The sequence below is a fragment of the Bradyrhizobium sp. USDA 376 genome, assembly GCF_054063675.1.
In genome coordinates this window covers 1432371-1459327 of sequence record NZ_JBSSGN010000001.1, presented here as the reverse complement: position 1 = coordinate 1459327, position 26957 = coordinate 1432371, and the positions used below count along the sequence as shown (strand labels likewise).

The 26957-nt window shown below is 65.5% G+C and carries 27 protein-coding genes; 6 read left to right on the top strand and 21 right to left on the bottom strand.

Annotated elements, in window-relative coordinates:
* Positions 1–79: 79 nt before the first annotated feature.
* The 4 genes from ACVJ19_RS06765 to ACVJ19_RS06750 all read right to left on the bottom strand — a co-directional run bounded on the left by ACVJ19_RS06765 (position 80) and on the right by ACVJ19_RS06750 (position 5739).
* Positions 80–808: a hypothetical protein gene (locus tag ACVJ19_RS06765; RefSeq protein ID WP_453949678.1), complete on the bottom strand. Its 729-nt coding sequence runs from the start codon at positions 806–808 to the stop codon at positions 80–82.
* Positions 809–904: 96 nt separating this feature from the next.
* Positions 905–1399, bottom strand: a complete 495-nt coding sequence (lspA, locus tag ACVJ19_RS06760) for a signal peptidase II (RefSeq protein ID WP_453949679.1) — start codon at positions 1397–1399, stop codon at positions 905–907.
* 155 nt (positions 1400–1554) lie between these two features.
* A complete protein-coding gene (gene ileS / locus ACVJ19_RS06755) occupies positions 1555–4563 on the bottom strand; it encodes an isoleucine--tRNA ligase (protein WP_453949680.1) in 3009 nt (1002 codons plus the stop codon).
* Between the two features lie 204 nt (positions 4564–4767).
* Positions 4768–5739 carry a bifunctional riboflavin kinase/FAD synthetase gene (locus ACVJ19_RS06750; protein ID WP_453949681.1) on the bottom strand — a complete coding sequence of 324 codons (972 nt, stop codon included), beginning with the start codon at positions 5737–5739 and terminating at the stop codon, positions 4768–4770.
* Between the two features lie 231 nt (positions 5740–5970).
* On the opposite strand from ACVJ19_RS06750, the gene ACVJ19_RS06745 reads away from it, so the two are divergent.
* Positions 5971–6366, top strand: coding sequence for a response regulator (locus ACVJ19_RS06745; RefSeq protein WP_007596883.1), 396 nt, complete (start codon positions 5971–5973; stop codon positions 6364–6366).
* Between the two features lie 157 nt (positions 6367–6523).
* On the opposite strand, the gene ACVJ19_RS06740 is transcribed toward ACVJ19_RS06745, so the two are convergent.
* The 3 genes from ACVJ19_RS06740 to ACVJ19_RS06730 form a co-directional block, all read right to left on the bottom strand.
* Complete coding sequence (locus ACVJ19_RS06740) at positions 6524–7378, bottom strand: TIGR01459 family HAD-type hydrolase (RefSeq protein WP_453949682.1); 855 nt, start codon at positions 7376–7378, stop codon at positions 6524–6526.
* A 15-nt stretch (positions 7379–7393) separates the two neighbouring features.
* The gene (locus tag ACVJ19_RS06735; protein ID WP_453949683.1) at positions 7394–8881 is read right to left on the bottom strand and encodes an EAL domain-containing protein; all 1488 of its coding nucleotides are present in this window, start codon (positions 8879–8881) and stop codon (positions 7394–7396) included.
* Between the two features lie 142 nt (positions 8882–9023).
* Positions 9024–10583 (bottom strand): winged helix-turn-helix domain-containing protein, encoded by a 1560-nt coding sequence (locus ACVJ19_RS06730; protein WP_453949684.1) that lies wholly within the window; start codon positions 10581–10583, stop codon positions 9024–9026.
* A 121-nt stretch (positions 10584–10704) separates the two neighbouring features.
* Between ACVJ19_RS06730 and ACVJ19_RS06725 the strand changes: the two genes are divergently transcribed.
* Positions 10705–11544, top strand: coding sequence for a class I SAM-dependent methyltransferase (locus ACVJ19_RS06725; protein ID WP_453949685.1), 840 nt, complete (start codon positions 10705–10707; stop codon positions 11542–11544).
* Between the two features lie 47 nt (positions 11545–11591).
* Here the strand turns inward: ACVJ19_RS06725 and ACVJ19_RS06720 are convergent, their stop codons facing one another.
* From ACVJ19_RS06720 to uvrC, 7 genes are all read right to left on the bottom strand, one after another.
* Positions 11592–12722, bottom strand: coding sequence for a YihY/virulence factor BrkB family protein (locus ACVJ19_RS06720; protein ID WP_453949686.1), 1131 nt, complete (start codon positions 12720–12722; stop codon positions 11592–11594).
* A 1-nt stretch (position 12723) separates the two neighbouring features.
* On the bottom strand, positions 12724–13311 hold the full coding sequence (locus tag ACVJ19_RS06715; RefSeq protein ID WP_453949688.1) for a phage holin family protein: 588 nt from the start codon (positions 13309–13311) through the stop codon (positions 12724–12726).
* A gap of 89 nt (positions 13312–13400) precedes the next feature.
* Positions 13401–14360: a 50S ribosomal protein L3 N(5)-glutamine methyltransferase gene (gene prmB / locus ACVJ19_RS06710; protein WP_453949689.1), complete on the bottom strand. Its 960-nt coding sequence runs from the start codon at positions 14358–14360 to the stop codon at positions 13401–13403.
* Positions 14360–14827 (bottom strand): molybdenum cofactor biosynthesis protein MoaE, encoded by a 468-nt coding sequence (locus tag ACVJ19_RS06705; RefSeq protein WP_453949690.1) that lies wholly within the window; start codon positions 14825–14827, stop codon positions 14360–14362. Before ACVJ19_RS06705 ends, prmB begins: the two co-directional genes overlap by 1 nt.
* Positions 14828–14831: 4 nt before the next feature.
* On the bottom strand, positions 14832–15083 hold the full coding sequence (gene moaD, locus ACVJ19_RS06700; RefSeq protein WP_453949691.1) for a molybdopterin converting factor subunit 1: 252 nt from the start codon (positions 15081–15083) through the stop codon (positions 14832–14834).
* Positions 15080–15697 (bottom strand): CDP-diacylglycerol--glycerol-3-phosphate 3-phosphatidyltransferase, encoded by a 618-nt coding sequence (gene pgsA, locus ACVJ19_RS06695; protein ID WP_453949692.1) that lies wholly within the window; start codon positions 15695–15697, stop codon positions 15080–15082. The genes moaD and pgsA overlap by 4 nt, the downstream gene beginning before the upstream one ends.
* Before the next feature lie 104 nt (positions 15698–15801).
* The gene (uvrC, locus tag ACVJ19_RS06690) at positions 15802–17862 is read right to left on the bottom strand and encodes an excinuclease ABC subunit UvrC (protein ID WP_453949693.1); all 2061 of its coding nucleotides are present in this window, start codon (positions 17860–17862) and stop codon (positions 15802–15804) included.
* Between the two features lie 254 nt (positions 17863–18116).
* Between uvrC and ACVJ19_RS06685 the strand changes: the two genes are divergently transcribed.
* Positions 18117–18740, top strand: a complete 624-nt coding sequence (locus tag ACVJ19_RS06685; protein ID WP_453949694.1) for an outer membrane protein — start codon at positions 18117–18119, stop codon at positions 18738–18740.
* A 69-nt stretch (positions 18741–18809) separates the two neighbouring features.
* On the opposite strand, the gene ACVJ19_RS06680 is transcribed toward ACVJ19_RS06685, so the two are convergent.
* The 4 genes from ACVJ19_RS06680 to ACVJ19_RS06665 all read right to left on the bottom strand — a co-directional run bounded on the left by ACVJ19_RS06680 (position 18810) and on the right by ACVJ19_RS06665 (position 21603).
* Positions 18810–19025, bottom strand: coding sequence for a cold-shock protein (locus ACVJ19_RS06680; protein WP_008544396.1), 216 nt, complete (start codon positions 19023–19025; stop codon positions 18810–18812).
* A 251-nt stretch (positions 19026–19276) separates the two neighbouring features.
* On the bottom strand, positions 19277–20137 hold the full coding sequence (locus tag ACVJ19_RS06675; RefSeq protein ID WP_453949695.1) for a 23S rRNA (adenine(2030)-N(6))-methyltransferase RlmJ: 861 nt from the start codon (positions 20135–20137) through the stop codon (positions 19277–19279).
* A gap of 192 nt (positions 20138–20329) precedes the next feature.
* Positions 20330–21022, bottom strand: coding sequence for a ribonuclease T2 family protein (locus ACVJ19_RS06670; RefSeq protein ID WP_453949697.1), 693 nt, complete (start codon positions 21020–21022; stop codon positions 20330–20332).
* Positions 21023–21141: 119 nt separating this feature from the next.
* Positions 21142–21603, bottom strand: a complete 462-nt coding sequence (locus tag ACVJ19_RS06665) for a hypothetical protein (RefSeq protein WP_453949698.1) — start codon at positions 21601–21603, stop codon at positions 21142–21144.
* Positions 21604–21785: 182 nt separating this feature from the next.
* Between ACVJ19_RS06665 and ACVJ19_RS06660 the strand changes: the two genes are divergently transcribed.
* Entirely contained in the window at positions 21786–22079 is a 294-nt protein-coding gene (locus tag ACVJ19_RS06660; protein WP_212341843.1) for a hypothetical protein, read from the top strand.
* 44 nt (positions 22080–22123) lie between these two features.
* Positions 22124–22654 (top strand): DUF3617 domain-containing protein, encoded by a 531-nt coding sequence (locus ACVJ19_RS06655; RefSeq protein WP_453949699.1) that lies wholly within the window; start codon positions 22124–22126, stop codon positions 22652–22654.
* Between the two features lie 176 nt (positions 22655–22830).
* Here ACVJ19_RS06655 and ACVJ19_RS06650 read toward each other — a convergent pair whose 3' ends face one another.
* From ACVJ19_RS06650 to ACVJ19_RS06640, 3 genes are read right to left on the bottom strand one after another with little or no spacing between them, the layout of a single operon-like run.
* Positions 22831–24219 (bottom strand): ATP-binding protein, encoded by a 1389-nt coding sequence (locus ACVJ19_RS06650; protein WP_453949700.1) that lies wholly within the window; start codon positions 24217–24219, stop codon positions 22831–22833.
* A gap of 18 nt (positions 24220–24237) precedes the next feature.
* Positions 24238–24969 (bottom strand): response regulator, encoded by a 732-nt coding sequence (locus tag ACVJ19_RS06645; protein WP_453949701.1) that lies wholly within the window; start codon positions 24967–24969, stop codon positions 24238–24240.
* Positions 24966–25508: a MarR family winged helix-turn-helix transcriptional regulator gene (locus ACVJ19_RS06640; RefSeq protein ID WP_453949703.1), complete on the bottom strand. Its 543-nt coding sequence runs from the start codon at positions 25506–25508 to the stop codon at positions 24966–24968. The genes ACVJ19_RS06645 and ACVJ19_RS06640 overlap by 4 nt, the downstream gene beginning before the upstream one ends.
* 339 nt (positions 25509–25847) lie before the next feature.
* On the opposite strand from ACVJ19_RS06640, the gene ACVJ19_RS06635 reads away from it, so the two are divergent.
* Positions 25848–26930 carry a branched-chain amino acid aminotransferase gene (locus ACVJ19_RS06635; RefSeq protein ID WP_453949705.1) on the top strand — a complete coding sequence of 361 codons (1083 nt, stop codon included), beginning with the start codon at positions 25848–25850 and terminating at the stop codon, positions 26928–26930.
* The last annotated feature ends 27 nt before the right edge of the window (positions 26931–26957 follow it).

The window sequence follows — 26957 nt, the reverse complement described above, 5'->3', positions numbered from 1 at the left end:
TTTATAGCCCGCGTCCGGTGGGCAGCAGCCGCCGGCGCCGGTTTGGCGTCTGTCGGGATGGTGCGACGGAGGAGGAACGCTATTGTTCCTTGTCCTTGCCCGACATGATGTCGAAATAGGTCCGCCGCGACTTGTCCGGCCCGGCGCCATAGGCGTAGTTCGGCGACGGCGTCTGGTAGCCCGGCGGCGGCTCGACCAGCGACTGGCGCGGCGGCTCCGACGTGAACTTCTTTTCTTCGGAGCCGTTGCCGCCCTTCATCATGTTCCACAGACCACCGGAATAACCGAGCTGGGCGGGGCTGAGTGAGGGGTTGCCGTTGGTGCCCGGCTGGATCGGATCGTTGCTCGTGCGCTCCGAGGCCGCGACCTGGCCGGCTTTCATCTCGGCGGGCGTCAGCGGCTGGGCGGCCTGCCAGTTCTCCGTCGCCTTGACGGCCTTCTTCCGCTGGGCGATCGCCTCCTTGCGGCGCTTCTCGTCGGGGTCCTTCGGCCAGTTCGGCGCGTTCTTGGCTTCGGTTCCGGCGGGTGGCGGCAGGTCGAGCTTGGGCGGCACCACCAACGGGGAGCGCTCGCGGTACTCGATACCCTTCTTCTCCATGCTCTTGGCGCCGATGCCGGACATCAGATTGTCGATGAGCTTCTCTTCGAAGGTCATGTCATCGTCATCGTCTCCGTCATCACCGGCGCGGACTGCGCCTGCCGACATGACGAGACCGATGCCGAGCGCGACGGCGGATAGTTTCAATGCCCGCCAGAACCCCGACCGGGGATCTCGAACCATCGAAACGCTGGTTTTCGAGCTGCGCATCGCTGTACCTGTTCCAAATTGTGGCAGTTTGCCGCTCGCACGCGGCTTAAATCCTCGCAAAAGCAAGGTTCCACCTGCCGGTCGTATCGGCCGGGATCAGGGCGCTTTTGCGGCGGGTACCCCCAGGAAGGAATCATACAATAGCCCCGCCACCCCAGCAACGATGGCCACGTCCGCGAGGTTAAACACGTACCAATTATAGGTATTTCCGCCGATATCGATGTGAAACAGGGCGAAATCGACCACCGCGCCATAGGCCAGGCGGTCGATGCCGTTGCCGATGGCGCCGCCGATGATCAGGCCGAGCGCGATCGTGGCCAGCAGGGTGTGGGAGCGGGCCATCCAGATCGCCAGTGCGACCACCGCAATGGCCTTGACCGCCATCAGCGCGATCTGCGCCGCCTGGCCGTCATTCTGGAGCCAGCCGAAGCTGATGCCGATGTTCCAGGCCAGCACCAGGTCGAAGAACGGCGTCACCTGCACCACGCCGCGGCGGGCGAGTCCGAACGCGTTCAACAGCCAGAGCTTCGAGGCCTGGTCGAGGATGACCGTGACCACGGCCGAGAGGATGCCGGCGCGGAGGGGGGTCATGCCGGGATGGCCGCGACACACTCCGCCGTCGTCCTGGCGAAAGCCAGGACCCATACGCCGAGGCGGCCGTTGGTTGAAAGACTCGTGGTCATCTGCCTTCGCTGCAATTGGCCGCAGTGGTAATGGGTCCTGGCTTTCGCCAGGACGACCCTAGATCAAACGCCAACCCCCAACGCCTTCCATTCGCGCAACGCCTTCGCGTCGCGCGGGGTGACGTCGGGATATTCGGGGTCTTCGCCGACCGTCGGCGAGATCTTCCAGGAGCGCGCGCATTTGGTGCCGACCGCCTTCTCCACCACGACGGCAACGCCGGGCACGGCATCGAGACGGAACGCCGAAGCCGGCGCCTCGCCCTCACGCACCTCGTAGTTCGAGGTGATGCAGATTTCGGCGAGGTCGGTGTCGAACAGCGTCATCAGCATGTTCCGGTCGGCGATATAGATCACCGGCGAAGCCTCGAGCGAGGAGCCGATGTTCTTGGCGGCGCGTTCGAGCTCGAGCGCGCCGGTGACGACACGGCGGACGTTGCGGATCGTCTCCCATTTCGCGGCGAGCTTGTCGTCGAGGAATGCGTCCATTCCATCGGGGAAAACCGTGAGATGGACTGACGGTTCGGCCTTCGGCCTGTACATCCGCCAGGCCTCCTCGGCGGTGAAGCTCAGAATCGGAGCGAGCCACTTCAGCACGGACTCGCACAACAGATCGATCGTCGTCAGCGCCGCTCTGCGCGCCGTCGAGGACGGCGGGTCGCAATACAGCGTGTCCTTGCGGATGTCGAAGTAGAAGGCCGACAGCTCGCTGTTCAGGAAAGCGGAGAGCGTGGCGACCACGGTCTTGTAGTCGAAGACGGTGTAGGCCGCGCGAATGACGGCGGCCCGCTTTGCAAGCTCGTGCAGCATCAGCCGTTCGAGCTCCGGCATCTCGGCATGAGCGACCTTCTCGCTCGCCTTGAAGTGATGCAGCGTGCCGAGCATCCAGCGGACCGTGTTGCGCAGCTTGCGATAGGTCTCGATGGTGTTCTTCAGGATCTCCGGGCCGATGCGCTGGTCGTCGGCATAGTCGGTGGCGCAGACCCAGAGGCGCAGGATGTCCGCGCCCGAATCCTTGATCACCTTCTGCGGCTCGACGGTGTTGCCGATCGACTTCGACATCTTGCGGCCGTTCTCGTCGAGCGTGAAACCGTGGGTGAGCACGATGTCGTAGGGCGCGCGGCCGCGCGTGCCGGCGCTTTCCAGCAGCGAGGAATGAAACCAGCCGCGATGCTGGTCGCTGCCTTCGAGATACATCACGGTGTCGTTGCCGCCGTCGACCTTGCGGACGATGTTGCCGAGTTGCGGGAAGTTCTGGCGATCCTCGAGCACGAAGGCGTGCGTCGAGCCGGAATCGAACCAGACGTCGCAGATGTCGTCGACCTTCTTCCAGTCCTCGTTCGCGCGCGAGCCGAGGAAGCGCTCACGGGCGCCGTCCATGTACCAGGCGTCCGCGCCTTCCTCCATGAAGGCTTCGGTGATGCGCTGGTTGACGATCTCGTCCTGCAGGATCTCGGCCGAGCCGTCTGCCTTCTCGCGCACGAACACGGCGATCGGCACGCCCCAGGCGCGCTGGCGCGAGATCACCCAGTCCGGACGGTTGGCGATCATGCCGTTGATGCGGTTCTCGCCCGACGGCGGCACCCATTGCGTGACCGAGATCGCATGCAGCGCGCGGGCGCGCAGCGTGTCGCCCTTCTTCGCATGGCCGTTGTCGACGATGTCCTTGTCCATCGCGATGAACCATTGCGGCGTGTTGCGGAAGATCACCGGCTTCTTCGAGCGCCAGGAATGCGGATATTGGTGCTTGAGCCGGCCGCGCGCGAGCAGCTTGCCGCCCTCGATCAGCGCCTGGATCACGGCCTCGTTGGCATCGCCCTTTTCGCCCTTGTCGTTGAGCACGCGCTTGCCGGTGAAGCCGGGGGCCTGTGCGGTAAAGGCGCCGTTCTCGTCGACGGTGTAGGGGATCGCGGTCGGGATGCCGCGCGCATCGAGCTCGCGGGTGTTGGCCATCCAGACGTCGAAGTCCTCGCGGCCGTGGCTCGGCGCGGTGTGCACGAAGCCGGTACCGGTGTCGTCGGTGACATGCTCGCCGGCGAGCAGCGGAACGATGAACTCGTAACCGCCACCGAGGCCGCGCAGGGGGTGGGCGCATTCGACGGCGTCCAGCGTGTCGCCGGGAATGTCGCGCACCTTCTCGTAAGCCGTGACGCGCGCCTGCTTGAACACGTCCGCGGCCAGCGCATCGGCCAGGATCAGGAGATCGCCGGTCTTCGCCCAATTGTCGGCCGGTGCATCCGTCACCTTGTAGAGGCCGTAGGCGATCTTCGGCGAGAACGAGATGGCACGGTTGCCGGGCAGCGTCCAGGGCGTGGTGGTCCAGATCACGACGCTGGCGGAAGCCAGCACGCCATGCGCGGGCGAGGTGACCGGGAATTTCACCCAGACCATGTCGCTCGTGTAGTCCTCGTACTCGACCTCGGCTTCAGCCAGCGCGGTCTTCTCGACCACGCTCCACATCACCGGCTTGGAGCCGCGATACAGCGTGCCGTTGGCGGCGAATTTCATCAGCTCGCGCGCGATCTGCGCCTCGGCGGGGTAGGTCATCGTCTGATAGGGATGATCCCAGTCGCCGATGATGCCGAGCCGCTTGAATTCCTCGCGCTGCACGTTGATCCAGTGCGTCGCATAGGCGCGGCACTCCTTGCGGAAGGCCACCATCGCGGTGGAGTCGCGGAAATCGGGCTTCTGCTTGCCCTTCTTGCGGTAGTTCTCCTCCTCGATCTTCCATTCGATCGGCAGGCCGTGGCAGTCCCAGCCCGGCACGTAATTGGAGTCGAAACCGAGCATCTGCTGGCTCTTGGTCACGACGTCCTTGAGGATCTTGTTCAGCGCGTGCCCGATATGGATGTTGCCGTTGGCGTAGGGCGGCCCGTCGTGCAGCACGAATTTGGCACGGCCCTCGGCCTCCTTGCGGAGCTTGTCGTAGAGGCCGATGTCGTTCCAGTATTTCAGGATCTCCGGCTCGCGCTGCGGCAAGCCGGCGCGCATCGGGAATTCGGTCTGCGGCAGGAACAGGGTTTTGGAATAGTCGTTGACTTCGGTCTTTTGGGACTTTTGCGGCTTTTCGGACATGAGGCTGACTGGCTCGGAAGGGCGCGGGAACGGATGGCGACATGGAAATCGCGGGGGTGAAACGACAAAATCCCGGTCTTGCGCCGAGCCAAAAGCTCAGGCGGAAGCCGGGCCGCTAATCCCTATGATGCGCCGCGCAAACATCGGCTCTCCATAGCAGGGGGCCAAGGGAAGCGCAAAGGTCCGGCAGGCCGGTTTTCGGCCTCAATCGATCACGCCCAGCCGCGGAAACGCATCCGGAGCGGCGGCCAGCATGGCGCGGGCGTGGGCGGAATCATCGTCCATCTGGCGGATCAGGGCCTCCAGGCTGTCGAATTTCAGCTCCTCGCGGATGAAGCCGATGAAGGCGCAGTCCAGCGTCTGCCCGTAGAGGTCGTCCTTGAAGTCGAACAGGAAGATTTCGAGCAGGGGCGCGCCATTGTCGAAGGTCGGGCGGCGGCCGAAGCTGGCCACCCCGTCCAGCCGCTCAGGCCCGCGGCCGACCCGTACCGCGTAGATGCCGTGCTTCAGGCCGCAATTGGCATCGAGCCGGATATTGGCAGTGGGATAGCCGAGGTCGCGGCCGCGCTTCTCGCCGTGGATGACCTCGCCGGTGATGAACCAGGGCGCACCCAGCATGGTCGTGGCTTCATCAAGCTGACCTTCGGCGAGCGCGATCCGGATGGCGCTGGAGGACACCGGCCGTTCGTCGATGTCGACATGCGGCTGCACGTCGACCTCGATGCCGAGCCGGGGCGCTTCATTGACCAGCAGGCCCGGCGAGCCGACCCGTCCCTTGCCGAAATGGAAGTCGTAGCCGACCGCGATGCCGCTGACGCCAAGGCGCCGGATCAGGTCATGGTGAATGAAATCTTGCGCGCTGGTGCCGGCCCTTGCCTTGTCGAAGGTCATGACCACGGCGCCGGCAAGCCCGGTGCCGGCCAGAAGCCGTAGCTTGGCCCGCTCGTCCGTCAGGCGGAATTGCGGGGTGTTGGGACTGAAAAACCGCCGCGGATGCGGCTCGAAGGTCAATGCCAGCGCAGGGCGGCCATGCGTTCGGCCCATTTCCAGGGCGGCCGCAATGACGGCCCGGTGGCCGAGATGAACCCCATCGAAATTGCCCATGGCGACCACGGCGCCCCGGGGAATAGCGGAATCCGGAGTGGTGTCGCGAATAACGGTAAATTGCGGGGCCATCAGGGGAATTCTCAAGCCGGCGGGACCGGTCGGGACCGTGGCTTGACCCGCCCGATGAAGTCAAGCGGGGGAGGCGGGCGGGATTGAACAGGATTTCAATTCTTCGGGGGCGCCCGCAGTTAACGGGCTGTTTAACGCCTTGGTGCTAGTCCTTGGAACGTGGAACTGGACGGGCCTCCCGCCTGGCAGGTCCGATCGTAATATTCCTGGGTATGCGTTGGGGGAGTCGAGATGGCGGTTGATTTGTCGATGTCGGTTCTGGTGGTGGATGACTACAGCACCATGATCCGAATCATCAGGAATCTGCTGAAGCAGCTTGGCTTCGAGAATATCGATGATGCCAGCGACGGTTCGGCGGCACTGAACAAGATGCGCGGCAAGAAGTACGGGCTCGTGATCTCCGACTGGAACATGGAGCCGATGACGGGTTACGACCTGCTGCGCGAAGTGCGCGCGGACCCGAACCTCGCGACCACGCCCTTCATCATGATCACGGCGGAATCGAAGACCGAGAACGTGATCGCGGCCAAGAAGGCCGGCGTGAACAATTACATCGTCAAGCCGTTCAACGCGGCGACGCTGAAGACCAAGATCGAAGCGGTCTTCCCGGACATGGCGAGCGCGTAAGCGCGCCCGAGCTTTCGGCTGAATTCGCAAGGCCCGGGTTCGTCCCGGGCTTTCTGCGTTGGGATTGTCATTCCGGGGCGGTGCGCAGCACCGTACCCGGAATCTCGAGATTCCGGGTTCGCGCTTCGCGCGCCCCGGAATGACAGAAGTTAGGTCATCACCACTTCAATTCGCGCATCAAGGCCTTCGGCGGATGGCCGAACAATTCCATCACCGAGGCCGGGTCGAGCTGGTCGAGGCCTTCGAACTCTTCGGCGTGGATGCCGCGGGTGACGAACAGGCAGTCGATGCCGAACTCGCGCGCGCCGGTCAGGTCGGTGCGGACGGAATCGCCGATCGCCAGCACCTTTTTCCGGTCGATCTGGTGGCCCTGCCTCTCGCCGGCGAGCCGCATGGCGCGCTCGTAGATCGGGCGGTGCGGCTTGCCGTAGAAGATCACCTCGCCGCCGAGCTCGCGGTACAGCTCGGCGATGGCGCCGGCGCAATAGATCAGCCGGTCGCCGCGCTCCACCACGATGTCGGGGTTGGCGCAGACCAGCGTCAGCTTACGCTCGCGCGCTTTGAGCATCATGCCGCGATAGTCTTCGGCGGTCTCGGTCTCGTCGTCATAGAGGCCGGTGCAGACGATGTAGTCGGCTTCTTCCAGCGGTGCGGTTGTCGCATCGAGGCCGCGGTAGATCGAGTTATCACGCTCGGGGCCGAGCCAGAACATCTTGCGACCGGGATGTTCGGCGACATAGAGCCGGGTCAGGTCGCCCGATGACACGATCGCGTCATAGGTCTCGTCGGCGACACCGAGCTTGCGCAATTGCCGCTGCACCGAGTCGGCCGGGCGCGGCGCGTTGGTGATCAGGATCACCGTACCGCCGCGGCTGCGATAGGTGTGCAGCGCCTCGCAGGCCTCCGGGAAGGATTCGAGGCCGTTATGCACCACACCCCAGATGTCGCTGAGCACGACGTCGACCCCGCCCACGAGCTCGCGCAGGCCTTCGGCGAAATGCAGCGTGGTCATGATGCGTGCGGCCGATCAGATGCGGCGCGCGAGCGCCGCGTTGCCGGTGAGGCGCTGGGGCGGAGGCGCCGAAGACGTCGCGCCTGAGCTTTGTGTGCCGGAGCCATTGGGTTCCTGAGTGTCCTGCGCCTGGTTCGGCGAGGTCCCGCCGGTAGCAGATGCCCCCTCCGGCCGCAATGGCCGGGGCGGTGCAAACAGGAATCCCTGGCCGAACCGTACGTCGTAATCGAGCAAATCGACCACGGCGCGCTCGCCCTCGATCCGCTCGGCGATCAGGTCGATGCCGAAGCGGCCGAGCAGGTCCGAGAGGTCGGACGGGTGGATGTCTGAGGTCGAGGCCTGCCTGGGGTCGAGCAGCAGCGTGGCCGGCACCTTGATGAAGCGCACGCCGCGGTCGGCGAGCTCGCGCGGCTCGATCCGGAGATCCGTGACATGATCGATCGAGAAGCGGAAGCCGCGCTGGGCGAGCGCGGCGAGGTTCTCGGTCTCGACCGGACCGAGATTGCGGAAGGTCGACTGCTTGAACTCCAGCACCAGCGACGGCGCCAGCGCCCGGTTGGCTTCGAGGAAGTCGAGGCATTGGGCGAAGGTGGTGGAATTGCCGAGCGTGGAGGCCGCGACGTTGCAGAACACGCCGAAATCCTTGTTGCGCACCATCAGGCGCCGCAGCACCTGCACACAGCGCAGCATCACCATGTTGTCGATGCGCCCGATCAGCCCCGAGGCCTCGGCGATGCTGATGAAGTCCTCGGCGGCGATCAGCTGGTCGCGCTCGTCGCGCACCCGCGTCACGGCTTCGTAGAACCGCACCTTGCGCTGCGGCAACGTCACCATCGGCTGAAGGAAGATGTCGATGCGGTTCTCGTCGATCGCGTTGCGCAGCGTCGCCAGCAATTGGGTCTGGTTACGTCCGTTGGCGGCCTGGACGGCATTGGCGGTCTGGGTCTGAACCGCCCCTGCCGGCCGCGGCTGCACTGCCGGAGGCGCGGGCGAAAACGGCGGCGGCGCGGCCTGTCGCTCCTCGAACGGCGCGATCAGGTCGATCGGCGCTTCCACCTCCGGTCTCGCCACCGGCGCTGCCGCAGGCCCCGGCGCGGCACCAGCCAGCAGGTCCTCATGAGCCGATACGGTGGAAGCGAGCTGCCTGACCAGGCCGCCGAGCTCGTTGATCTCGCCGACCACCGACTGGATGCGGTCGGAATTGGTCGAGTTGGACGAGGCGATGCGCCCCTCCATCGCCGCCAGCCGGCGGCCGAACTCGGCCACCTGGCGGGCGAGGTCGGCAGTGCCGCGGGACAGATCGGCGATCTGGCCGCCGACGTCGCTGCGGTCGCGCAGCCGCATCGACACCGCGTTGTAGAGGATGAGGAAGGTCAGCGCGGTCAGCGCCACGATCGCGGATTCGGTTCCGCTGATGCCGGCGACCGCGTAGAGCACCAGCCCGAGCGAGGCCGCGACCAGAACCATGCAGATGGCGATGAAGATCGTCGAAATGCGAATCATGCCGCGCGTTACGCCTCAAGAGCTGACTGCCTCACCCGGGAAAACACGGGCCAGTGTGCGACCCCGTCGCGCCTCATGCTCCCCCAAGCCGCATCAGCTTAACATCATTGTTGATTCGAGGGGATAGCGGCCTGTTCGGGCTTCAAGTGAGGCCAGCCCGGCGAAAGCCTTCGAGGTAGCGCTCGCGGTCGGCGGCGAGCTTGATCGGCATGAACTCGGCGATCCAGGCGAGCGAGATGTTCGGTTGGGCGCGGCGCAGTTCCCTCAACGCCGCGGCGGCGATCTCGCGATGCCCGGCCATGCCGGCGGCCGCGGTCAGCACCCGGTGCGCCCCGACGAAGTCGCTGCGCTGGCGCAAGGCCTCCTGCGCCAGGCGGATGGCCTCCTCGTCGTCGCCGCCGAGGAAACGCGCATAGGCGGCGATGCCGAAATAGACCGGGGCATAGGGGTCGCGCGGGCTGAGGCGGATCGCCCGCCGCGCCGCCTCGTCGGCCTCCTGCCAGCGACCGCAATAGCCGAGCGCCAGGCCATGATAGCCCTGTGCCAGCGCGAAGTTCGGATTGAGCCGCAGCGCCGTCTCGAATTCGGCCAGCGAGTCCTCGAACCGTCGCGCGAACAGATGGACGTGGCCGAGCGCGTTGTGGGCCCAGGCATCCTCGTCGTCGGCGCGGATCGCGGCACGCGCCGCGCGTTCGGCGGCGGGTATCGCGATGGCCATGTCCATCCAGCCCATATGCGCCGTGAACATGTAGCTGGTGCCGAGCAGGCCGAGCGCCTTGCCGTAGCCCGGGTCGAGTGCGATGGCCTTTTCGAGCAGGGCCTGGGCGACCACGTGATCCTGCCGCGTCACGCGCCAGTAGTGCGAGAGCGCGCGCATCAGGAGATCCCAGGCGTCCATGCTGTCGGGCGGCTTGCGCTGGGCGCGAAAATTCTCCGCGGCATAGAGCTGCGGCTCGATCGCGGCGACGATCGCCTCGGTGATCTCGTCCTGCACGGCGAAGACGTCGGCGAGCTCGCGGTCGTAGCGTTCGGCCCAGAGATGGCTGCCGGTGGCGACGTCGTTGAGCTGCGCCGTGATGCGGACGCGCTCGCCATCCTTGCGCACGCTGCCCTCGACGACATAGCGCACGCCGAGCTCTTCGGCGACCTGCCGCAAATGAACCGTGCGGCCCTTGTAGATGAAGGAGGAGTTGCGCGCGATGACGAAGAACCAGCGCAGCTTCGACAGTGCGGTGATGATGTCCTCGCTGATGCCGTCGGAGAAATAATCCTGCTCGGCCTCGCCGCTCATGTTGGTGAAGGGCAGCACCGCGATCGCGGGGCGATCGGGCAGCGGCAGGCCCGTCGGCGGCGCGGCCGGCCCGTCCGTCCCGGCTGGTCTGGCGGCGCCGGCCAGCTCGGTCACCGCGCCGACGAACCGCACGCCCTTGCGCGCGATGGTGCGAATCAGCCGTTGCTCCTCGCCATTGTCGCCAACCGCGCGGCGCGCTGCGTTGATCCGGCTGGTCAGTGTCGATTCCGAGACGACGCGGCCGTTCCAGATCGAATCGAGCATATTGTCCCGCGTCACCACGCGATCGCGGTTACGGACGAGGTAGGTCAGGAGATCGAACACTTGCGGTTCGAGCGCGACGAGCGTGTCCGCGTGCCGCAATTCGCGGCGCTCGGGGTCGAGCAGGAAATTCTCGAACTGAAACGTCACAATTCCCCCTCGGCTCCCGTTCGGAAATCAAGGCGCTCTCAGCGTAAAATAACGCCGCTCTCAAGGCCAGCGAACCGCATGCGCCCTATCGTCCCGGCGTTTTCAACCGCAGGAGATTGCCATGTCGACATCCGCCGCGCTCAAGCCAGCCGCAACCCAACCTGATCTTGCCGCCGTCAAGCAGCGCCAGCACGGCGCCTGGTCGTCGGGCGACTATGCCGTCGTCGGCACAACCTTGCAGATCGTCGGCGAGCAGCTCTGTGAGGCACTCGACATACGCGCCGGCAGCAAGGTGCTGGACGTCGCCGCCGGCAACGGCAATGCGACGCTGGCCGCGGCGCGGCGCTGGTGCGACGTCACATCCACCGATTACGTGCCGGCGCTGCTCGAGCGCGGGCGCGAGCGCGCGGCGGCCGAACATCTCATGATCGAATTCCGCGAGGCGGATGCCGAAGCGCTGCCGTTTGCCGACGCCAGCTACGACGTCGTGCTCTCGACCTTCGGCGTGATGTTCACGCCGGACCAGGACAAGGCGGCCTCCGAGCTCGCGCGGGTCTGCAGGTCCGGCGGCAAGATCGGCCTCGCCAACTGGACGCCGCAAGGTTTCATCGGCCAGCTGTTCAAGACCATCGGCAAGCATCTGCCGCCGCCGGCGGGCGTGAAGTCGCCGGCATTGTGGGGCACGCAGGCGCGCCTCGAGGAGATGTTCGCAAGCCAGGCTTCCGAGATCGCCGCCGAGCCGCGCATGTTCGTGTTCCGCTATCGCTCGCCGGAGCACTGGCTGGAAATCTTCAAGACCTTCTACGGGCCCACGCTGAAGGCGTTTGCCGCGCTGGACGAGACCGGCCAGGCGGCGTTGAAGCGCGATCTCCTGGCGCTGCTCGGCGAGTTCAATCATGCCGAGGACGGCACGATCGTGGTGCACAGCGAATATCTGGAAGCCGTGATCACCAGGCGCTGATAGGCGCGAGATGCGGTCAGGCCGGCTCCCGGCCTGACCGCCGCCGATCAAGATGGCGCTGCGGCGCCGACCGTGTCGGCCGAGACGGCTTCGCGAGTGCCAAGCGGCTTGGGGCGGCCGGTCGTCGTGTCGCGCAGGGTCTGCCGTTCGATCTCCGAGTTCAGCTCGGCGCCGAACATGATGACGACCGCCGACATCCACATCCACATCATCAGGCCGATCGCGGCGCCGAGCGAGCCGTAGGTCGCGTTGTAATTCGCGAATTCCGAGAGATACCAGGACAGCAGCGCCGAGCCGGCGATCCAGAGGATGGCGGCCGTCACCGCGCCAAGGCTCAGCCATTGCCAGCGCGGCGAATCGCGACTGGGTGCGAAGCGGTAGAGGATCGCGAGCGCCACCAGCAGAATGAGGAACAGCAGCGGCCATCGTGCCAGCGCCACGATCAGCTTGCTTTCGGGCGCCATGCCGAGATGGTTGAGCGCGAGCGGGAAGGCGACGACGGCGGCGACCATCAGCAGCAGCGCCACGATGCCGCCGACGGTGAAGGCCAGCGACACCATGTTGAGCTTGATGAAGCTGCGCTTCTCGCGCTCCTCATAGGCCACATTGAGGGCATCGAAGATGGCCTTGACCCCCGCATTGGCGCTCCAGATCGCAAGCAGAAGGCCGAGCAGGAAGGTGGCCCCGAGCGTCGTATTGCCATGCGACACCACGCGCGCGACCTGGTCCTCGACGATCTGGAAGGATCCCTCCGGCAGCATGGTCGCGAGCGTCTGCAGATTGGCGGTGATGGTCGAGGGATTGGCGAACAGTCCGTAGGACGAGACCAGCGCGGTCACGGCTGGGAAGATTGCGAGCAGTCCGAAGAACACCACGCCGCCGGCGGTCGCCAGCAGCCGGTCATCGTCGATGCGCTGATAGGTGCGCCAGAAAATATCCTTCCAGCCCGCCCAGGGAATCGCGAACGGGCTCTTCGAGTGGCGGCCGTGGCCCGGCTGCATGGCTGCGCCCGCCGGGTGGGTTTCCGGTGAGTTCGCCTCGTTGTTGCGATGGTCCGGCGGAGGTCCCGGCCGGATCAGGCCGGAGTCCTGGAAGTAGCGCTCCGCCGTGAGCACGAAGACGGCGGTGGCCGCCACCAGCAGCCAGCTGTCGATGGGCTCGGAGCGCCGCACCAGCATGTCACGTCTCCAGCCTCTGCCCGTGGCGTCGCCGGCGCGCCGCCGTGACGCCCAGCAGCCCGATTGCTGCGAGCATCAGGCCAAGCTGCACGGGCCGGTTGGTGCGAACCGGCCAGCCCCTCTTGCCATCGCCGCGTTCGCCCGGCGCGAGCGGCGCCAAGGGAATCGTCGTCGCCACCTCCTTCACGGCCTGCTTGACCGTTCCGCGCGGGATCCGGGGCGTTGCGACCGCCACGCGCAGACGGCTCGCGAGCGGCACGATCGGCTTGGGCTTGCGCCTCATCTGCACCATCGCCACCCCGGCACAGACAGCAGCCAGGATCAGCAGCACTGCGCCGACCGCGCCAAAGCCCCAGAACTGCCCGTAGGTGATCGCGATCCAGCGGTACAGGGCGATCAGCCCGACGAAGAGTGCTGCGACAACGAACAGGCCTGCGACCGCGAACAGCCCGCCGGCCACCGCGTAAGATGTCACCTTGCCGGTGGCTTGGCTGGTCTGGTCACGCAGATAGGATTGAGCAGCGCGTTTGACGTGATTGAGCTTGAGCGCCATGCCGGCGCGCAGCAATTCGCCCGATGGCGCGAGCATGCGGACATCCTCCGAGAGCGAGATATTCGTCGGGGGATGAACGTGGCGGAATTTGACTTGTTCCGTCGAACCGGGGCCGCCCGGACGGATCAGCCGAGATCGGCGGCCGCGATCCAGAACACCTCGCCCTCGGAGTCTTCCGTGTCGAGCCAGAGCAGCGGCAGTTCCGGAAACGCCTCGTCGACCAGTTCGCGGCCGCGGCCGATCTCGCAAATCAGTCCGCCGCCAGGCGTCAGGTGATCGGGCGCATCGCGCAGGATCTTCCGCACCACGTCGAGACCGTCGGCCCCGCCGTCGAAGGCGAGTTTTGGCTCGGCCCGGCACTCCGGCGGCAGCGCGGCCATGCCTTCGGCGTCGACGTAAGGCGGGTTGGTGATGATGAGGTCGTACCTGCTGTCGCCGAGCGGGGCGAACAGGTCGCCGCGATGCAGCGTGATCCGCTCCTCGAGCCCGTATTCCGCGACATTGCGCGCGGCGACCTCGATCGCGCCCTTGGAAACGTCGACGGCATCGACCACAGCGTTCGGGAAATGATGCGCGGCGAGGATCGCGAGACATCCCGATCCCGTGCAGAGATCGAGCACGCGCTCGACGGCGGTGGGGTCGTCGATCAGCGAGCCGGGTCCGCTCTCGTCGCCGAAATGCGAATCCAGGAGCTCGCCGATGAAGGAGCGCGGAACGATGACGCGCTCGTCGACATAGAAGGGCAGGCCGCGCATGTAGATCTTGTTGACGAGATAGGCGGCCGGTTTGCGCGTGGTGACGCGCGTATGGATCAACTCGAGCAGGGCCTTCCCTTCTGCGGCGGTGACGCGGGCGTGGGCAAAGCCCTCGAACTGATCGGGATTGAGATGCAGCGCCTCAGAGACAAGGAAGGCGGCCTCCGCGACTGGATCAGTCGTGCCATGGGCGAAGGCGAGCTTCGCCTCGACAAAGCGGCTCACCGCATAGCGGACGAAGTCGAGCAGCGTGAGAAGCTCGCCGGGCCCCACTTTCGCAAGCTTCGGCGCGGCGCGGCCGCGCGCGGGCTTTTTCGCAACTCTTGCCATCAGGATTTGGTCCAGCGTGCGGCGGCCTCGTCGTCCCGGGCGTGGGCCTCGACCCAGCCGGTGCCGGTGGCGCTCTCTTCCTTCTTCCAGAACGGGGCGCTGGTCTTGAGGTAGTCCATCAGGAACTCGGCCGCCTGGAATGCGGCCTGGCGATGCTGCGAGGCGGTGAGCACCAGCACGATGTTCTGGCCGGGCATGAAGCGCCCGACGCGGTGGATCACCGTGACGCCATTGAGCGGCCAGCGCGAAATGGCCTCGTCGGCATGGCGCCTGATCTCTTCCTCGGCCATGCCGGGATAATGCTCGAGCGTGAGCGCTGCGATCTTGGCGCTGTCGTCGTCGGCGCGGCAGATGCCGGAGAAGCTCACGACCGCGCCGATGTCGGTGCGGCTCCTGGTCAGGACCGCGATCTCGCGCGCGATGTCGAAATCGTCTTCCTGGATACGGATGGTGACGGGGCAGCTCATGAGCCTAGCCGCCAGTCATCGGCGGGAAGAACGCGATCTCGCGTGCGCCCGCGATGGCGGTGTCCTGTTTGACGTGGGCATGGTCGATCGCAGTGCGGATCACCTTCGGCTTCTCGAACGCATGTGCATAAGCCTCGCTCCGGCCGGACAGCCAGGCGATCAGCTCCTCCACGGTGCGCACGGTCGCCGGCGGCTCGATGGTCTCCTCGGCCTTGCCGACGCGCTCGCGCACCCAGGCAAAATACTTCACCTTCATCCTTCATCCTCCTTGATGAGGTGATGGATGCCGGCGCGGAAATAGTCGTAGCCGGTGTAGATGGTCAGGATCGCCGAGGCCCACAGCAGCGCCAGCCCGATCATCGAGACGACGGGCACCACCTCGTCGCCGGCAGGTCCGGCGAGCAGGAAGCCGATCGCGACGAGCTGGACCGTGGTCTTCCACTTCGCAAGCTTGGTCACGGGAACGCTGACGCGGAGCGCGGCGAGATATTCGCGCAGGCCCGAGACCAGGATCTCGCGGCACAGGATCACGATGGCGGCCCACAGCGACCAGCCGTGGATGATGCCGTCGGCGGCCAGCATCAACAGGCAGGACGCGACCAGCAGCTTGTCGGCGATCGGGTCGAGCATCCGGCCGAAGGCCGATTGCTGATTCCAGATCCGCGCGTAATAGCCGTCGAGGTAGTCGGTGACCGCAGCCGCAATGAAGATGGCGACCGCGACCCAGCGCAGCCACAGCGGCTGATCCAGGATCGACTGCGCATAGATGCACCCGACCACGACCGGGATCGCCGCGATCCGGCCATAGGTCAGGATGTTCGGGAGGGACATCGCGCGGCTGGTTGTCCCTCGTGTCGTGGCGATGTTCATCCGTCCTACCAATACCGCTCAAGGCTGAAGGTCAACCGTCCCGCTCACAAATGGGATGCGGGATGCGACGCCCTTATGACCTATGACCGCGGTCCCCCTTTAGTTCACCCCGGCTGGGGATGGAAATACTCGAAAATCCTCCGGGCGCTTTCGGCGCTCACCCCCGGAACCTTGCCCAGATCGGCGATCGAGGCCCGTTCGATCTCCTTCAGGGTTCCGAAATGGTGCAGCAAGGCACGTTTGCGTGACGGGCCGATACCCGGAATCTCCTGCAGGCCGGCCTCGCGGATGTCCTTCTTGCGCAACTTGCGGTGCGAACCGATGACGAAGCGATGGGCCTCGTCGCGCAGGCGCTGGATGAAATAGAGCACGGGATCGCGCGGCTCCAGCTTGATCGCATCGCGATCCGGCATGAACAGGGTCTCGCGCCCGGCGTCCCGGTCCGGCCCCTTGGCGACCGACATCAGCGACACCTGGGTCAGGCCGAGATTGGCAAAGATCTCGCGCACCGCGTTGAGCTGGCCGCGGCCGCCGTCGATGATCACGAGGTCGGGCCATTGCGGGAAGTCATCGTCCCTGGCCTTGGTCGCGCCCTCTTCGGGCGGGTTGATCAGGCGCTTGAAGCGGCGCTCCAGCACCTCGCGCATCATGGCGAAGTCGTCGCCCGGCGTGATCCCTTCCGACTTGATGTTGAACTTGCGGTACTGGTTCTTCACGAAGCCGTCGGGGCCGGCGACGATCATGGCGCCGACCGCATTGGTGCCCTGGATGTGGCTGTTGTCGTAGACCTCGATGCGCTTGGGCGCATGCGGCAGGCTCAGCGTCGCAGCCATGGCATCGAGCAGGCGGCTCTGGGTCGCGGTGTCCGCGAGCTTGCGGCCGAGGGCCTCGCGCGCATTGGTCAGCGCGTGGGCGACGAGCTCCTTCTTCTCGCCGCGCTTGGGCGCGGTGACCTCGACCTTGTGGCCGGCCTTGATTGACAGCGCGTTGGCAAGCAGCTCGCTCTCCTCGATCTCGTGCGAGAGCAGGATGACCTTCGGCGGCGGCTTGTCGTCATAGAACTGGGCGAGGAAGGACCCCAGCACTTCCTCCGGCGTAAAGGTCTTCTCCGCGCGCGGGAAATAGGCGCGGTTGCCCCAGTTCTGGCCGGTGCGGAAGAAGAACACTTCGACGCAGGAGAAACCGCCCTCCTGGTGGATGGCGAACACGTCGGCTTCCTCCACCGTGCGCGGATTGATGCCCTGCTGCGACTGGATCGCCGACAGCGCGGCGAGACGGTCGCGGTAGAGCGCGGCGCGCTCGAACTCGAGCTCGCTCGAGGCCTTCTCCATCTCGCCGGCGAGCTCCTGCTTCACCGCATGGCTCTTGCCGGTGAGGAAGTCGCTCGCCTCGCGCACCAGGGTCGTATAGCCGCCGAAGTCGATCTCGCGGGTGCAGGGACCGGCGCAGCGGCGGATCTGGTAGAGCAGGCAGGGCCGGGTGCGGCTCTCGAAGAAGGAATCGGTGCAGGAGCGGATTAGGAACGCGCGCTGCAGCGCCGTGATGGTGCGGTTGACCGCGCCGGCGGAGGCGAACGGGCCGAAATAGCGTCCGGGCCGCGTCTGCGCGCCGCGATGCTTCAGGATCTGCGGCGCCCAATGGTCGCCGGTGATCAGGATATAGGGAAACGACTTGTCGTCGCGCAGCTGCACGTTGAAGCGCGGCCTGAGCTGCTTGATCAGGTTCGCTTCCAGCAGCAGCGCCTCGGTCTCGGTGTTGGTCGAGACGATCTCCACCGTCACGGTGGCTGCGATCATGCGCAGGATGCGCGCCGGCTGCGGCGCACTCTGGCGCGCGTAGTTGGAGAGGCGCTTTTTGACGTTCTTGGCCTTGCCGACATAGAGCACGTCGGCATTGGCATTGAGCATGCGGTAGACGCCGGGCGAGGTCGGGGCCAGCCGGACCGCGCGCTCGATCGCCTCGTGGCCGGTCGCCAGCGGCTCTTCGCCGACCGCGCCGCTCTCTTCGAGGATATCAGGCAGCAGCGCATCGTCCTCGTCGTCGCCGCCTGTGGTGGCGGGATCGACGTCCGGGGCCGCCAGCCCCCCGGGCGGCGCGTCGTTTGCAGCGGCTTGCCGCGATTTGCGCGCGCGATCGTCCGGATTGTCGGTGGAATCGTGAACCATGGGACGAATTTAGGCGCTGGGGGTGCCGATTTGAAGTTCCGGCCGTGCCGCACGCACAGGATGGCGGTGCAGTTCCCGGTAACGCTTGCTTAATCCTGTTAAGCGGGCGGTAACGGGTCTTAACAGCCCTTTAACTTAAAACTCTCGATAAATCCTACGCGAAAGGGTCTTGGTTCCGTAACCATGCGGTTTTGCCTCGCGCGCGGCGGCGCCAGGCATCGCACCGGTTGCGGCAGTTGCGTTGGAGTTAAGTGATGAAGAGGCTCGTTGTGGGCGCAGCCGCGTTGGTTGCGGCCGGCTGGACAGCTTCGGCAGGGGCCGCCGACATGAATTATGGAGGGCGTGCGCCCTATACCGTCAATCAGCCGCTCAACGCGTATAGCTGGGCCGGTCCGTATCTCGGCGGCAATATCGGCTACGAATGGGGCTCGGTCGACAACAACCCCTCGAAGCCGTCCGGCTTCGTCGGCGGCGTCCAGGCCGGCTACAATTTCCAGAACGGCCCGTGGGTGTTCGGCGTCGAGGGCGACATCCAGGCCGCGGGCGCCGACGATACCTTCGCGCCGTGGAAGTTCTCCAATCCGTGGTTCGGCACGCTGCGCGGCCGCGCCGGCTATGCCTTCAGCAACGTGCTGTTCTACGGCACCGCCGGCCTCGCCTTCGGCGAGCTGCGCGCGCAGACCTTCGGCTGGACCGAGTCGCACACCACCGCCGGCTGGACCATCGGTGCCGGTGCGGAAGTGGGCCTCGCGCCGAACTGGAGTGCCAAGCTCGAATATCTCTACATCGACCTGTCGACGAGCCAGTTCGCAATTACCGGCGTGTCAAACGGCTACAGCGCCAGCGTTGTGCGCGCAGGCGTGAACTATCACTTCTGATAGCTGAAGAAGAAAATACCGGACCACAGCCTCCCGGCCGCTCGCGGCCGGGATTTTTTTCAGGGCACGCTAGGAAAGGATGACCAGGTTGACCGCCTTCGGTCCCTTCCCCTTCTTGTCCGGCTCGACTTCGAAAGTAATACGCTGTCCTTCGGCAAGGTCCTTCAGTCCCGCCCGCTCCACCGCGGTGATGTGAACGAAGACATCGCGACCGCCGTCATCAGGCTTGATGAAGCCGTAGCCGCGCTCGCCGTTGAAGAACTTAACCGTTCCCGTCATGGCCATCGGGAAACTCCCCCTCATTGCTCCTCCGTCGCGACGCAGACACACGACACGACATGACCGGACCTTACGGAGCCCGGGAGCTGGCCATCCTTGATCGGGCCTCATCGGCCCGGTCGGATCTTTCTTCGGCCTTCACTCCGCCGCAACCATTCGCGGAAGCGGAACGTAAAGCCAGTCACGGAAACAGCATAATACGGTTCTTTGCGAATTGACTACCGCTACTGCATATTTTTCCCAAGAATGCCGGAGTGTTACGGCTTCGGTATCTCTAATCGGAATCTGGCAGCGCCGCCCTGGCCGAGCGGCATTTCCAGCTCGGGCAGGATCGTCTTGAGCTCGCCGTGCAGCGTGTAGGGCGGATTGACGATCAAGAGCCCGGTGGAGGTGAGAGCCCCGCCATCGAGTTGCGGTGCGGCGCTGAATTCGAGACGCAGGCATTTGCCCGGTGGTTTTGCTGCGGCTGCGAGCCGCGCCACGAGCTGTGCCAGCGTGTCTGTGGCGCGGCGGTTCTTGGCGGGATACCAGATTACATAGATACCGGTCGGCCATTTCGCGAAGGCTGCCGAGAAGGCTTCGCCCAGCCGCTCAAACTCGTCCTTTGCCTCGAACGGCGGATCGATCAGCACGAGACCACGGCGCTCTTTCGGCGGCACGAAGGCCGGCAGCGCGACCCAGCCGTCGAGATCGACCACGCGAGCCTGCTCGTCGCGGCGCAACACGTCGATCAGCGCCTTGCGCGCCTTCGGCTCGAGCTCGCAGGCGACGAGGCGGTCCTGCGGCCGCAGCAGGCCGCGCGCGATCAGCGGCGAGCCAGGATAGGCCTTGAGCTCGCCCTTCGGATTGAAGGCGCGGACGATGTCGAGATAGGGCTTGGTCAGTGCTATGGTCTCGTTCGACAGGCGCGCCTGCATCAGCCGCGCGATGCCGGTCAGCCACTCGCCGCCGCGGCGCGCCTCGTCGCTTTCGAGATCGTAGAGGCCGGCCCCGGCATGGGTGTCGATGACGCGGAACGCCCCCGGCTTGTCCTGTAGATAGGTGATGATGCGCGCCAGCACGATGTGCTTGATGACATCGGCGAAGTTGCCGGCATGGAAGGCGTGGCGGTAGTTCATGAGAAGAGCACTACGCCACGTGATGGCTTGAAGCAAAGAGGCGCAATCACATGTCCCGGACGCGGTGCGGCGTGTAACGCTGCGCCGCTGAGCCGGGACCCAGCTTCTTCTTGCGTGATGGGCCCCGGATCAGCAGTGCACTACGCCGCGTTTCGCGGCGCATTGCACTGCATCCGGGGTACTAGAGCGTGGCTATCCACCCCTGATCGGGGGCATCGTCACCTGATCGCGGCGGCAGGCGCGGCGGTCAATCTCCTCGCAGGCGCGGAATTGCAGGTCCTTGCTGAGGCAGATGCGGACCTCGGACAATCGCGTCCGGTTGCAGGTGACCGAGACGGCGGCGCTGCTGAGACCCGGATTGGCCTTGATGAAGGCCTCCTCGACGTCACCGGGCGCCACGGTCTTGGCCTGCGACAGATCGAGATACTCGGCCGGGATCTTGATCGCGGCGCGCGCTTTGCGGATCGTCTCGAAATAGCTGCGGTCGGCCAGACCCGAGCAGGTACCGTGCTTGTCCCATTCGTTGAAGATCAGGCCCGGCGCCGGCATCAGATCGAGCATCGAGGAGACGATGCTGCGGTTCAGCCGCGGCGCCGGCCGCTGGCAATATTCCGGAAAACCGTTCTCGTATTGCGGCCACAGCCCATGCACCACGAAGGCGTACGGGCGGCCGCTGCACTGTATCTGGGAGCGGCCGCCGCGCTCGGCCGCTTCCTCGCAGAACGAGGGCGACCATGACAGCGACAGCACGTAGAAATCGAATTCGCCCGGCGTGTTCTGCCGCTTGTCCTGCGCCTTCGCGCCGCCGGCGAGCGATGCCAGCCCGGCGGCGAGGGTGAGTGAGATCACAAGGCGGGAGAACGAACGCAATCTGGAATGAAACATGGCGACGCCCCTCAACTAGACTGTGCAAGCGAGCCTAGCAGGCGATGAGAACATTTCAAGAACAAATTTCGAGCGCCGGTCGTTCGGCCGCTTGATCGGGCCGAATCAGGGCGTTCGAATTACTGCCTCGCGGCGCGGCAGGCCGGGTTGTAGGCCCAGTTGCGATCGAGCCCGACCACGCACCATTCGACGCCATTGCCGTAGCCGGCAAAGCCGCCGTCCTCGATGATCGAGAAATGCACTTTGCGCACCTTGCCGTCAGTGAGCATGGCGTCGCCGGTGCAATAGCGGCGCGGGATGTTGTCGGACTGCCAGGGCCGGAACGCGACCTCGCGAACCGCCGAGAAGCCCGTGATCTTCAACGAGGAATTCCAGAACGAGCTTTCCTTCTCCCAGAACTGGGTGGCGATCGTCGGCAGCGCCTTGTCGCAATCGGTGACGGCGCCGTCATAGCGCGGCCCGCTCAGCCAGAAGTTCAGCTCCAGCGGATTGGCGGCCCGGGCCTCGCCGAGCGACAGCGCCCCGAACATGAGGCCGAACACGGCGGCGAAGCGGAGCGATTTCAGGGAGGGGGCGCGCATGGGCAATCCGGACAGCTGGGTCTTGCGAAGCTCGGACGGTGCCGCGAAGGCCGGAAGAGGTCAAGTGCAGCGCGGCAACACTTCGCCAGGAGTTGACCGGAACGTCGCGGCCGGCAGGCCTCGGTTCTTTTCACTTCCGTTCCGGCACCGTAAACTGGCCCCAGCCAATTGGAGTGACGGGAATGCGAATCATTGCGGCCGCGGGCCTTCTTGCCCTGGGTATGATGGCGAGCCAGTCGGCGCGCGCCGATATCCTTCCGGTGCCTCCGTTCAAGGGCAACGACACCGGCGGTATCATCGCCTATTCGATGGCGAACCAGGTCGATGCGCGGCAGGTCGCGGTCGATCATTGCGCGCGCTACGGCAAGGTCGTCAAATTCCTGGGCGTGCAGGCCTATGAGGGTGGATACATCTCCTTCTCCTGCCGCTGGGTGCCCTATGGCGCCGCCGACCGGCCGATCCGCACGCTCTACTGAGGCGTCGTCGTAACGTCGCAATCTCTTAGCCGGGAGCTTCCCACATGACGCGCAAACTCGCTTTGCTCGGCTCGGCCCTTTGCGTCGTGTTGTCGGCAGGTGGCGCCTCTGCCGACGACCTGCCGGTGCGCAAGGCCGGCCTCTGGGAAATGAAGCTGGTCACGAGCGGCTCGCCCATGCCCGAGATGACCATGCAGCACTGCACCGACGAGACCGTCGACAAGGAGATGAGCAACAACGTCTCGCCGATGGCCAAGCAGATCTGCGCCAAGCAGGAGATCAAGAAGACCGCGACCGGCTATGTCAGCGATTCCGAGTGCAGCGTCGCCGGCGTCAGCACGACCTCGCATGCCGAGATCACCGGCGACTTCAACTCGGCCTATACGGTGAAGACCTCCTCGCACGCGCAAGGCGGCGTCGCCGGCGCGGCGGGACGCGATACCAAGATGCAGCTCGAAGCGAAGTGGCTCGGGGCCTGCAAGCCGGATCAGAAGCCCGGCGACATCGTGATGCCCGGCGGCTTCAAGATGAATGTGCGCGACATGGACAAGTTGAAGAGCCTGCTGCCGAAGTAGGTGAGATCGTAGCCCGGGAAATCGGTGCGCTCCCTCGCCCCGTTCTTACGGGGAGAGGGTTGGGGTGAGGGGCCTCTCTCCGCGCATGAGATCTTGGTGAGACCTGTACCCCCTCACCCGGATTGCATCTTCGATGCAATCCGACCTCTCCCCGCAAGCGGGGCGAGGTAAGAAGCCTACACCGGTATCCTCACGCTCGCCCTCAATCCCCCCATCGGGCTGTCACCCAGCGTGATGTCGCCGCCATGGGAGCGGGCGATGTCGCGGGCAATCGCAAGGCCAAGGCCCGTGCCGCCTTCGTCCTGGTTGCGGGCGTTGTCCAGCCGCAGGAACGGCTTGAACACCTCTTCGCGCAAATGGGCGGGGATACCGGGCCCGTCGTCGTCGACCGTCACGGTCAAATAACGGTGATCGCGCTGGCCGGTGATGGCGATGCTCTTGCCGTAGCGCGCCGCGTTGGTGACGAGGTTGGCGAGGCAGCGCTTGAACGAGGCTGGTTTCACCGTCACCACGGGCAGGCCGTTGAACGCGACGGTCGCGGTATGGCCGTGGCGCTCGGCGTCGCTGCGCAGCTCCTCGAGCGCCTGCGCCATGTCGGTCGGCTGCGACTGCTCGCCGGAATCGCCGCGGGCGAACGCGAGGTAATCCTCCAGCATCATCGACATCTCGTCGACGTCCTTGCGCATGCCTTCGAGCTCCGGGCTGTCGCCGATCAGCGCCAGCTCGAGCTTGAAGCGGGTCAGGATGGTGCGCAGATCGTGGCTGACGCCGGCGAGCATCGCGGTGCGCTGCTCCATCGTGCGCTCGATGCGCGACTTCATTTCCAGGAAGGCGACCGCCGCACGCCGCACCTCGCGCGCGCCGCGCGGGCGGAAGTTCGGCGCCTCGCGGCCCTTGCCGAAACTCTCGGCGGCATCGGCAAGCCGCAGGATCGGCTTGATCTGGTTGCGCAGGAACAGCACCGCGACGATCAAGAGGATCGAGGACGTGCCGACCATCCAGAACAGGAAGATCTCCGAGTTCGAGGCATAGGCGGCGCTGCGCTGCGCGAACACGCGCATCACGGCATCGTCGAGCTGGATGCGGATCTCGACGAGGTTGGAGCGGCCGACCGTGTCGATCCAGAACGAGCGGCCGATCTGGCGGCCGAGCTGTACCGACAGTGTCTGGTCGAGCAGCGAGAAGAACGGCTTCGGTCCCGGCGGCGGCATGTCGCCGGCGGGCAGGAAGTCGACGACGAGGCCGAGGCGCTGCTGCGCGATGCGGCGGATCTGGTCGCGATCCCGGTCCTGCGGATAGCCCTTGTAGACGTCGATGAGCGCGGCGATGTCCTGCACCACCGCGGCCGACAGGCGGCGCGTCACCGTATTCCAGTGCCGCTCCATGAAGACGAAGGCGACGACCGATTGCAGGATCACCATCGGGACGATCATGATGAGGAGCGCGCGGGCATAGAGGCCGGTCGGCATCCAGCCCTTGAACGCATTGCCCATCCAGCCATTGACGGCCGAAACGCGGCCGGCGGCGCTTTTCAGAAGCGTCAGGCCGGTATCGATCGTGCTCATCGGTCGCGCTTCACTGATTTATGGCGAGGCCACCAGGCGGTAGCCGATGCCACGCACCGCCTGCAGGAACAGCGGATTGGCAGGATCGGTCTCGATCTTGCGCCGGAGGCGGTTGATCTGCACGTCCACGGCGCGCTCGTTGACGCTGCCATTGCCGGTCAGCGCGCTGCGCGGCACGGTCTCGCCCGGCGTCTCCGAGAGAATGCGCAGCATCTCGCGCTCGCGGTCGGTGAGGTGGATGACCTCCTCGCCCTGGCGCAATTCGCCGCGCTCGAGATGGTAGACGTATGGGCCGAACGCGATCTTCTCGACGGTCGTGGTCTGCGGCGGCGGCGCGGCGCGCTTGAGGATGTTGTTGATGCGCAGCGCAAGCTCACGCGGCTCGAACGGTTTGGCGACGTAGTCGTCGGCGCCGATTTGCAGGCCTTCGATACGGGCTTCGGCCTCGTGGCGCGCTGTCAGCATCACGATCGGCACCGAGGAGGAGGTCCGGATGAAGCGGGCGAGGTCGAAGCCGGTTTCGCCGGGCATCATGACGTCGAGGATCAAGAGGTCGAAATGCAGGCCCAGCAGTTTCGAGCGCGCATCGCCCGCGCTCGCCGCGGTGGTGACGCGATAGCCTTCGCTGGCGAGAAAGCGCGAGAGCAGGTCGCGGATGCGGCGGTCGTCGTCGACCAGCAGCAGATGCGGGGCATCGTCGGCGGGTTCGACCGGCGGGCGGGCGAGCGTGGCTGCGAGCGGCACGGTCACTCCTTCGATTCTTGATTGACGGAGGCGAAGATCGTCTCGAGCACCTTGTCCGGATCGTCGCGATCGATCATCGCGCGCAGGAAGCGCTTGACCGTCTCGGCGTCCTGCGGACCCATCTCGGCGAGCGCCTTGGTGATCCGTGTGGTCTGCAGCCCGGCGAGCTTCTGCACCAGCGCCTCGCCCTTCGGCGTCGCGTAGAGCAGGCGCTGGCGGCGGTCATTGTCGCCGGTCTTCTGCACGATATAGCCCTCGTCCAGGAGCTGCTTGAGCACCCGGCCGAGCGACTGTTTTGTGATGCGCAGGACGTCGAGCAGGTCGGCGACCTTCAGCCCGGGATAGCGGTAGACGAAGTGCATCACGCGGTGATGGGCCCGGCCGAAGCCGAACGCCTCCAGCTCCTGGTCGGGATCGCCGACGAAATCGCGATAGGCGAAGAACAGCAGCTCGATGATATCCCAGCGCAAATTGCCTCCATCGCCTGCGGCCGGCCGGAGCGCGGCAGTGTCTTGAGAGGGAGTTGCGAAATTTATGTCAGGCATATTGACGTATCTTGGGTTCAATGTTACAAAACGATCGCCCCGCACGAAATTTTAGATCGTTCCGCGTCGGGTGGCATCGTAGCAGGGCGGCCAGAGAGAGCCGGACAGGCGGCGACGGCCGAAGCAGATCTACCGTGCGATTGTCGAGCGGCATTTCGGCAAAACATACTGGACTTCCGCCTTCCGCAAAAGCATGTCCTCGGCGACATGCTGGCCACGGAAACCGGCCGTAACATGGCTGGCGGTGGTCCGGCCAGAAACCCAACCAAGCCAGCCGGCCCCGAAACGGGCAGGCGGGCGCGAGAAACAGCGCCGCCACCGGCAGCGGGAGGCAAGGACATGAGCATGAAATTCGACATCCAGCCCGCATCCGATCCGACTCCTGAGAAGGACCGTGTCGCCAAGCTGGTGGACCCCGGCTTCGGACGGGTCTTCACCGATCACATGGCGGTCGTCCGCTACAACCAGGCCAAGGGCGGCTGGTACGAGGCCCGCGTCGAGGCGCGCGCCAACTTCCAGCTCGATCCGGCCGGTGCCGTCCTGCACTACGCGCAGGAGATTTTTGAAGGCCTCAAGGCCTACAAGCGCGACGATGGCGGCGTGAACCTGTTCCGGCCCGACGCCAATGCGCGGCGCTTCAGGGACTCCGCCGACCGCATGGCCATGGCGCAGCTCCCCGAAGACGTCTTCATCGAGGCGGTCGAGCAGGTCGTGCGCATCGACCGCGTCTGGATGCCGGGCGGCGAGGGCAGCCTCTATTTGCGCCCCTTCATGATTGCGAGCGAGACCTTCCTCGGCGTCAAGCCGTCGTCCGAATACATCTTTGCGGTGATCGCTTCGCCTGTTGGCTCATACTTCAAGGGCGGGCCTGCGCCGGTGTCGATCTGGGTCTCCGAGAACTACACGCGCGCCGCGATCGGCGGCACCGGCGCGGTCAAATGCGGCGGCAATTATGCCGCGAGCCTGCGCGCCCAGGCCGAGGCGATCCAGCACGGCTGCGATCAGGTCGTCTTCCTCGACGCGGTCGAGCGTCGCTATATCGAGGAACTCGGCGGCATGAACGTGTTCTTCGTGTTCGACGACGGCTCGCTCTCGACGCCGCCGCTCGGCACGATTTTGCCGGGCATCACCCGCGACTCCATCATCGCGCTCGCCCGGGACGCGGGTAAGACGGTGCGCGAAGAACCCTATTCGCTCGATCAGTGGCGCAAGGATGCGGCCTCAGGCAGGCTGAAGGAAGCGTTCGCTTGCGGCACCGCCGCCGTGATCTCGCCGATCGGCAAGGTGCGTTCGGTGAGCGGCGATTTCGAAATCTCGGGCGGCGCCGCCGGCCCCGTTGCCATGGGCCTGCGCAAGCAGCTCGTCGACATCCAGTACGGCCGCACCAACGATCCGCACAACTGGATCCGCAAGGTGTTTTGAGCAACGGCGAGAAGTTTCCCCTCTCTC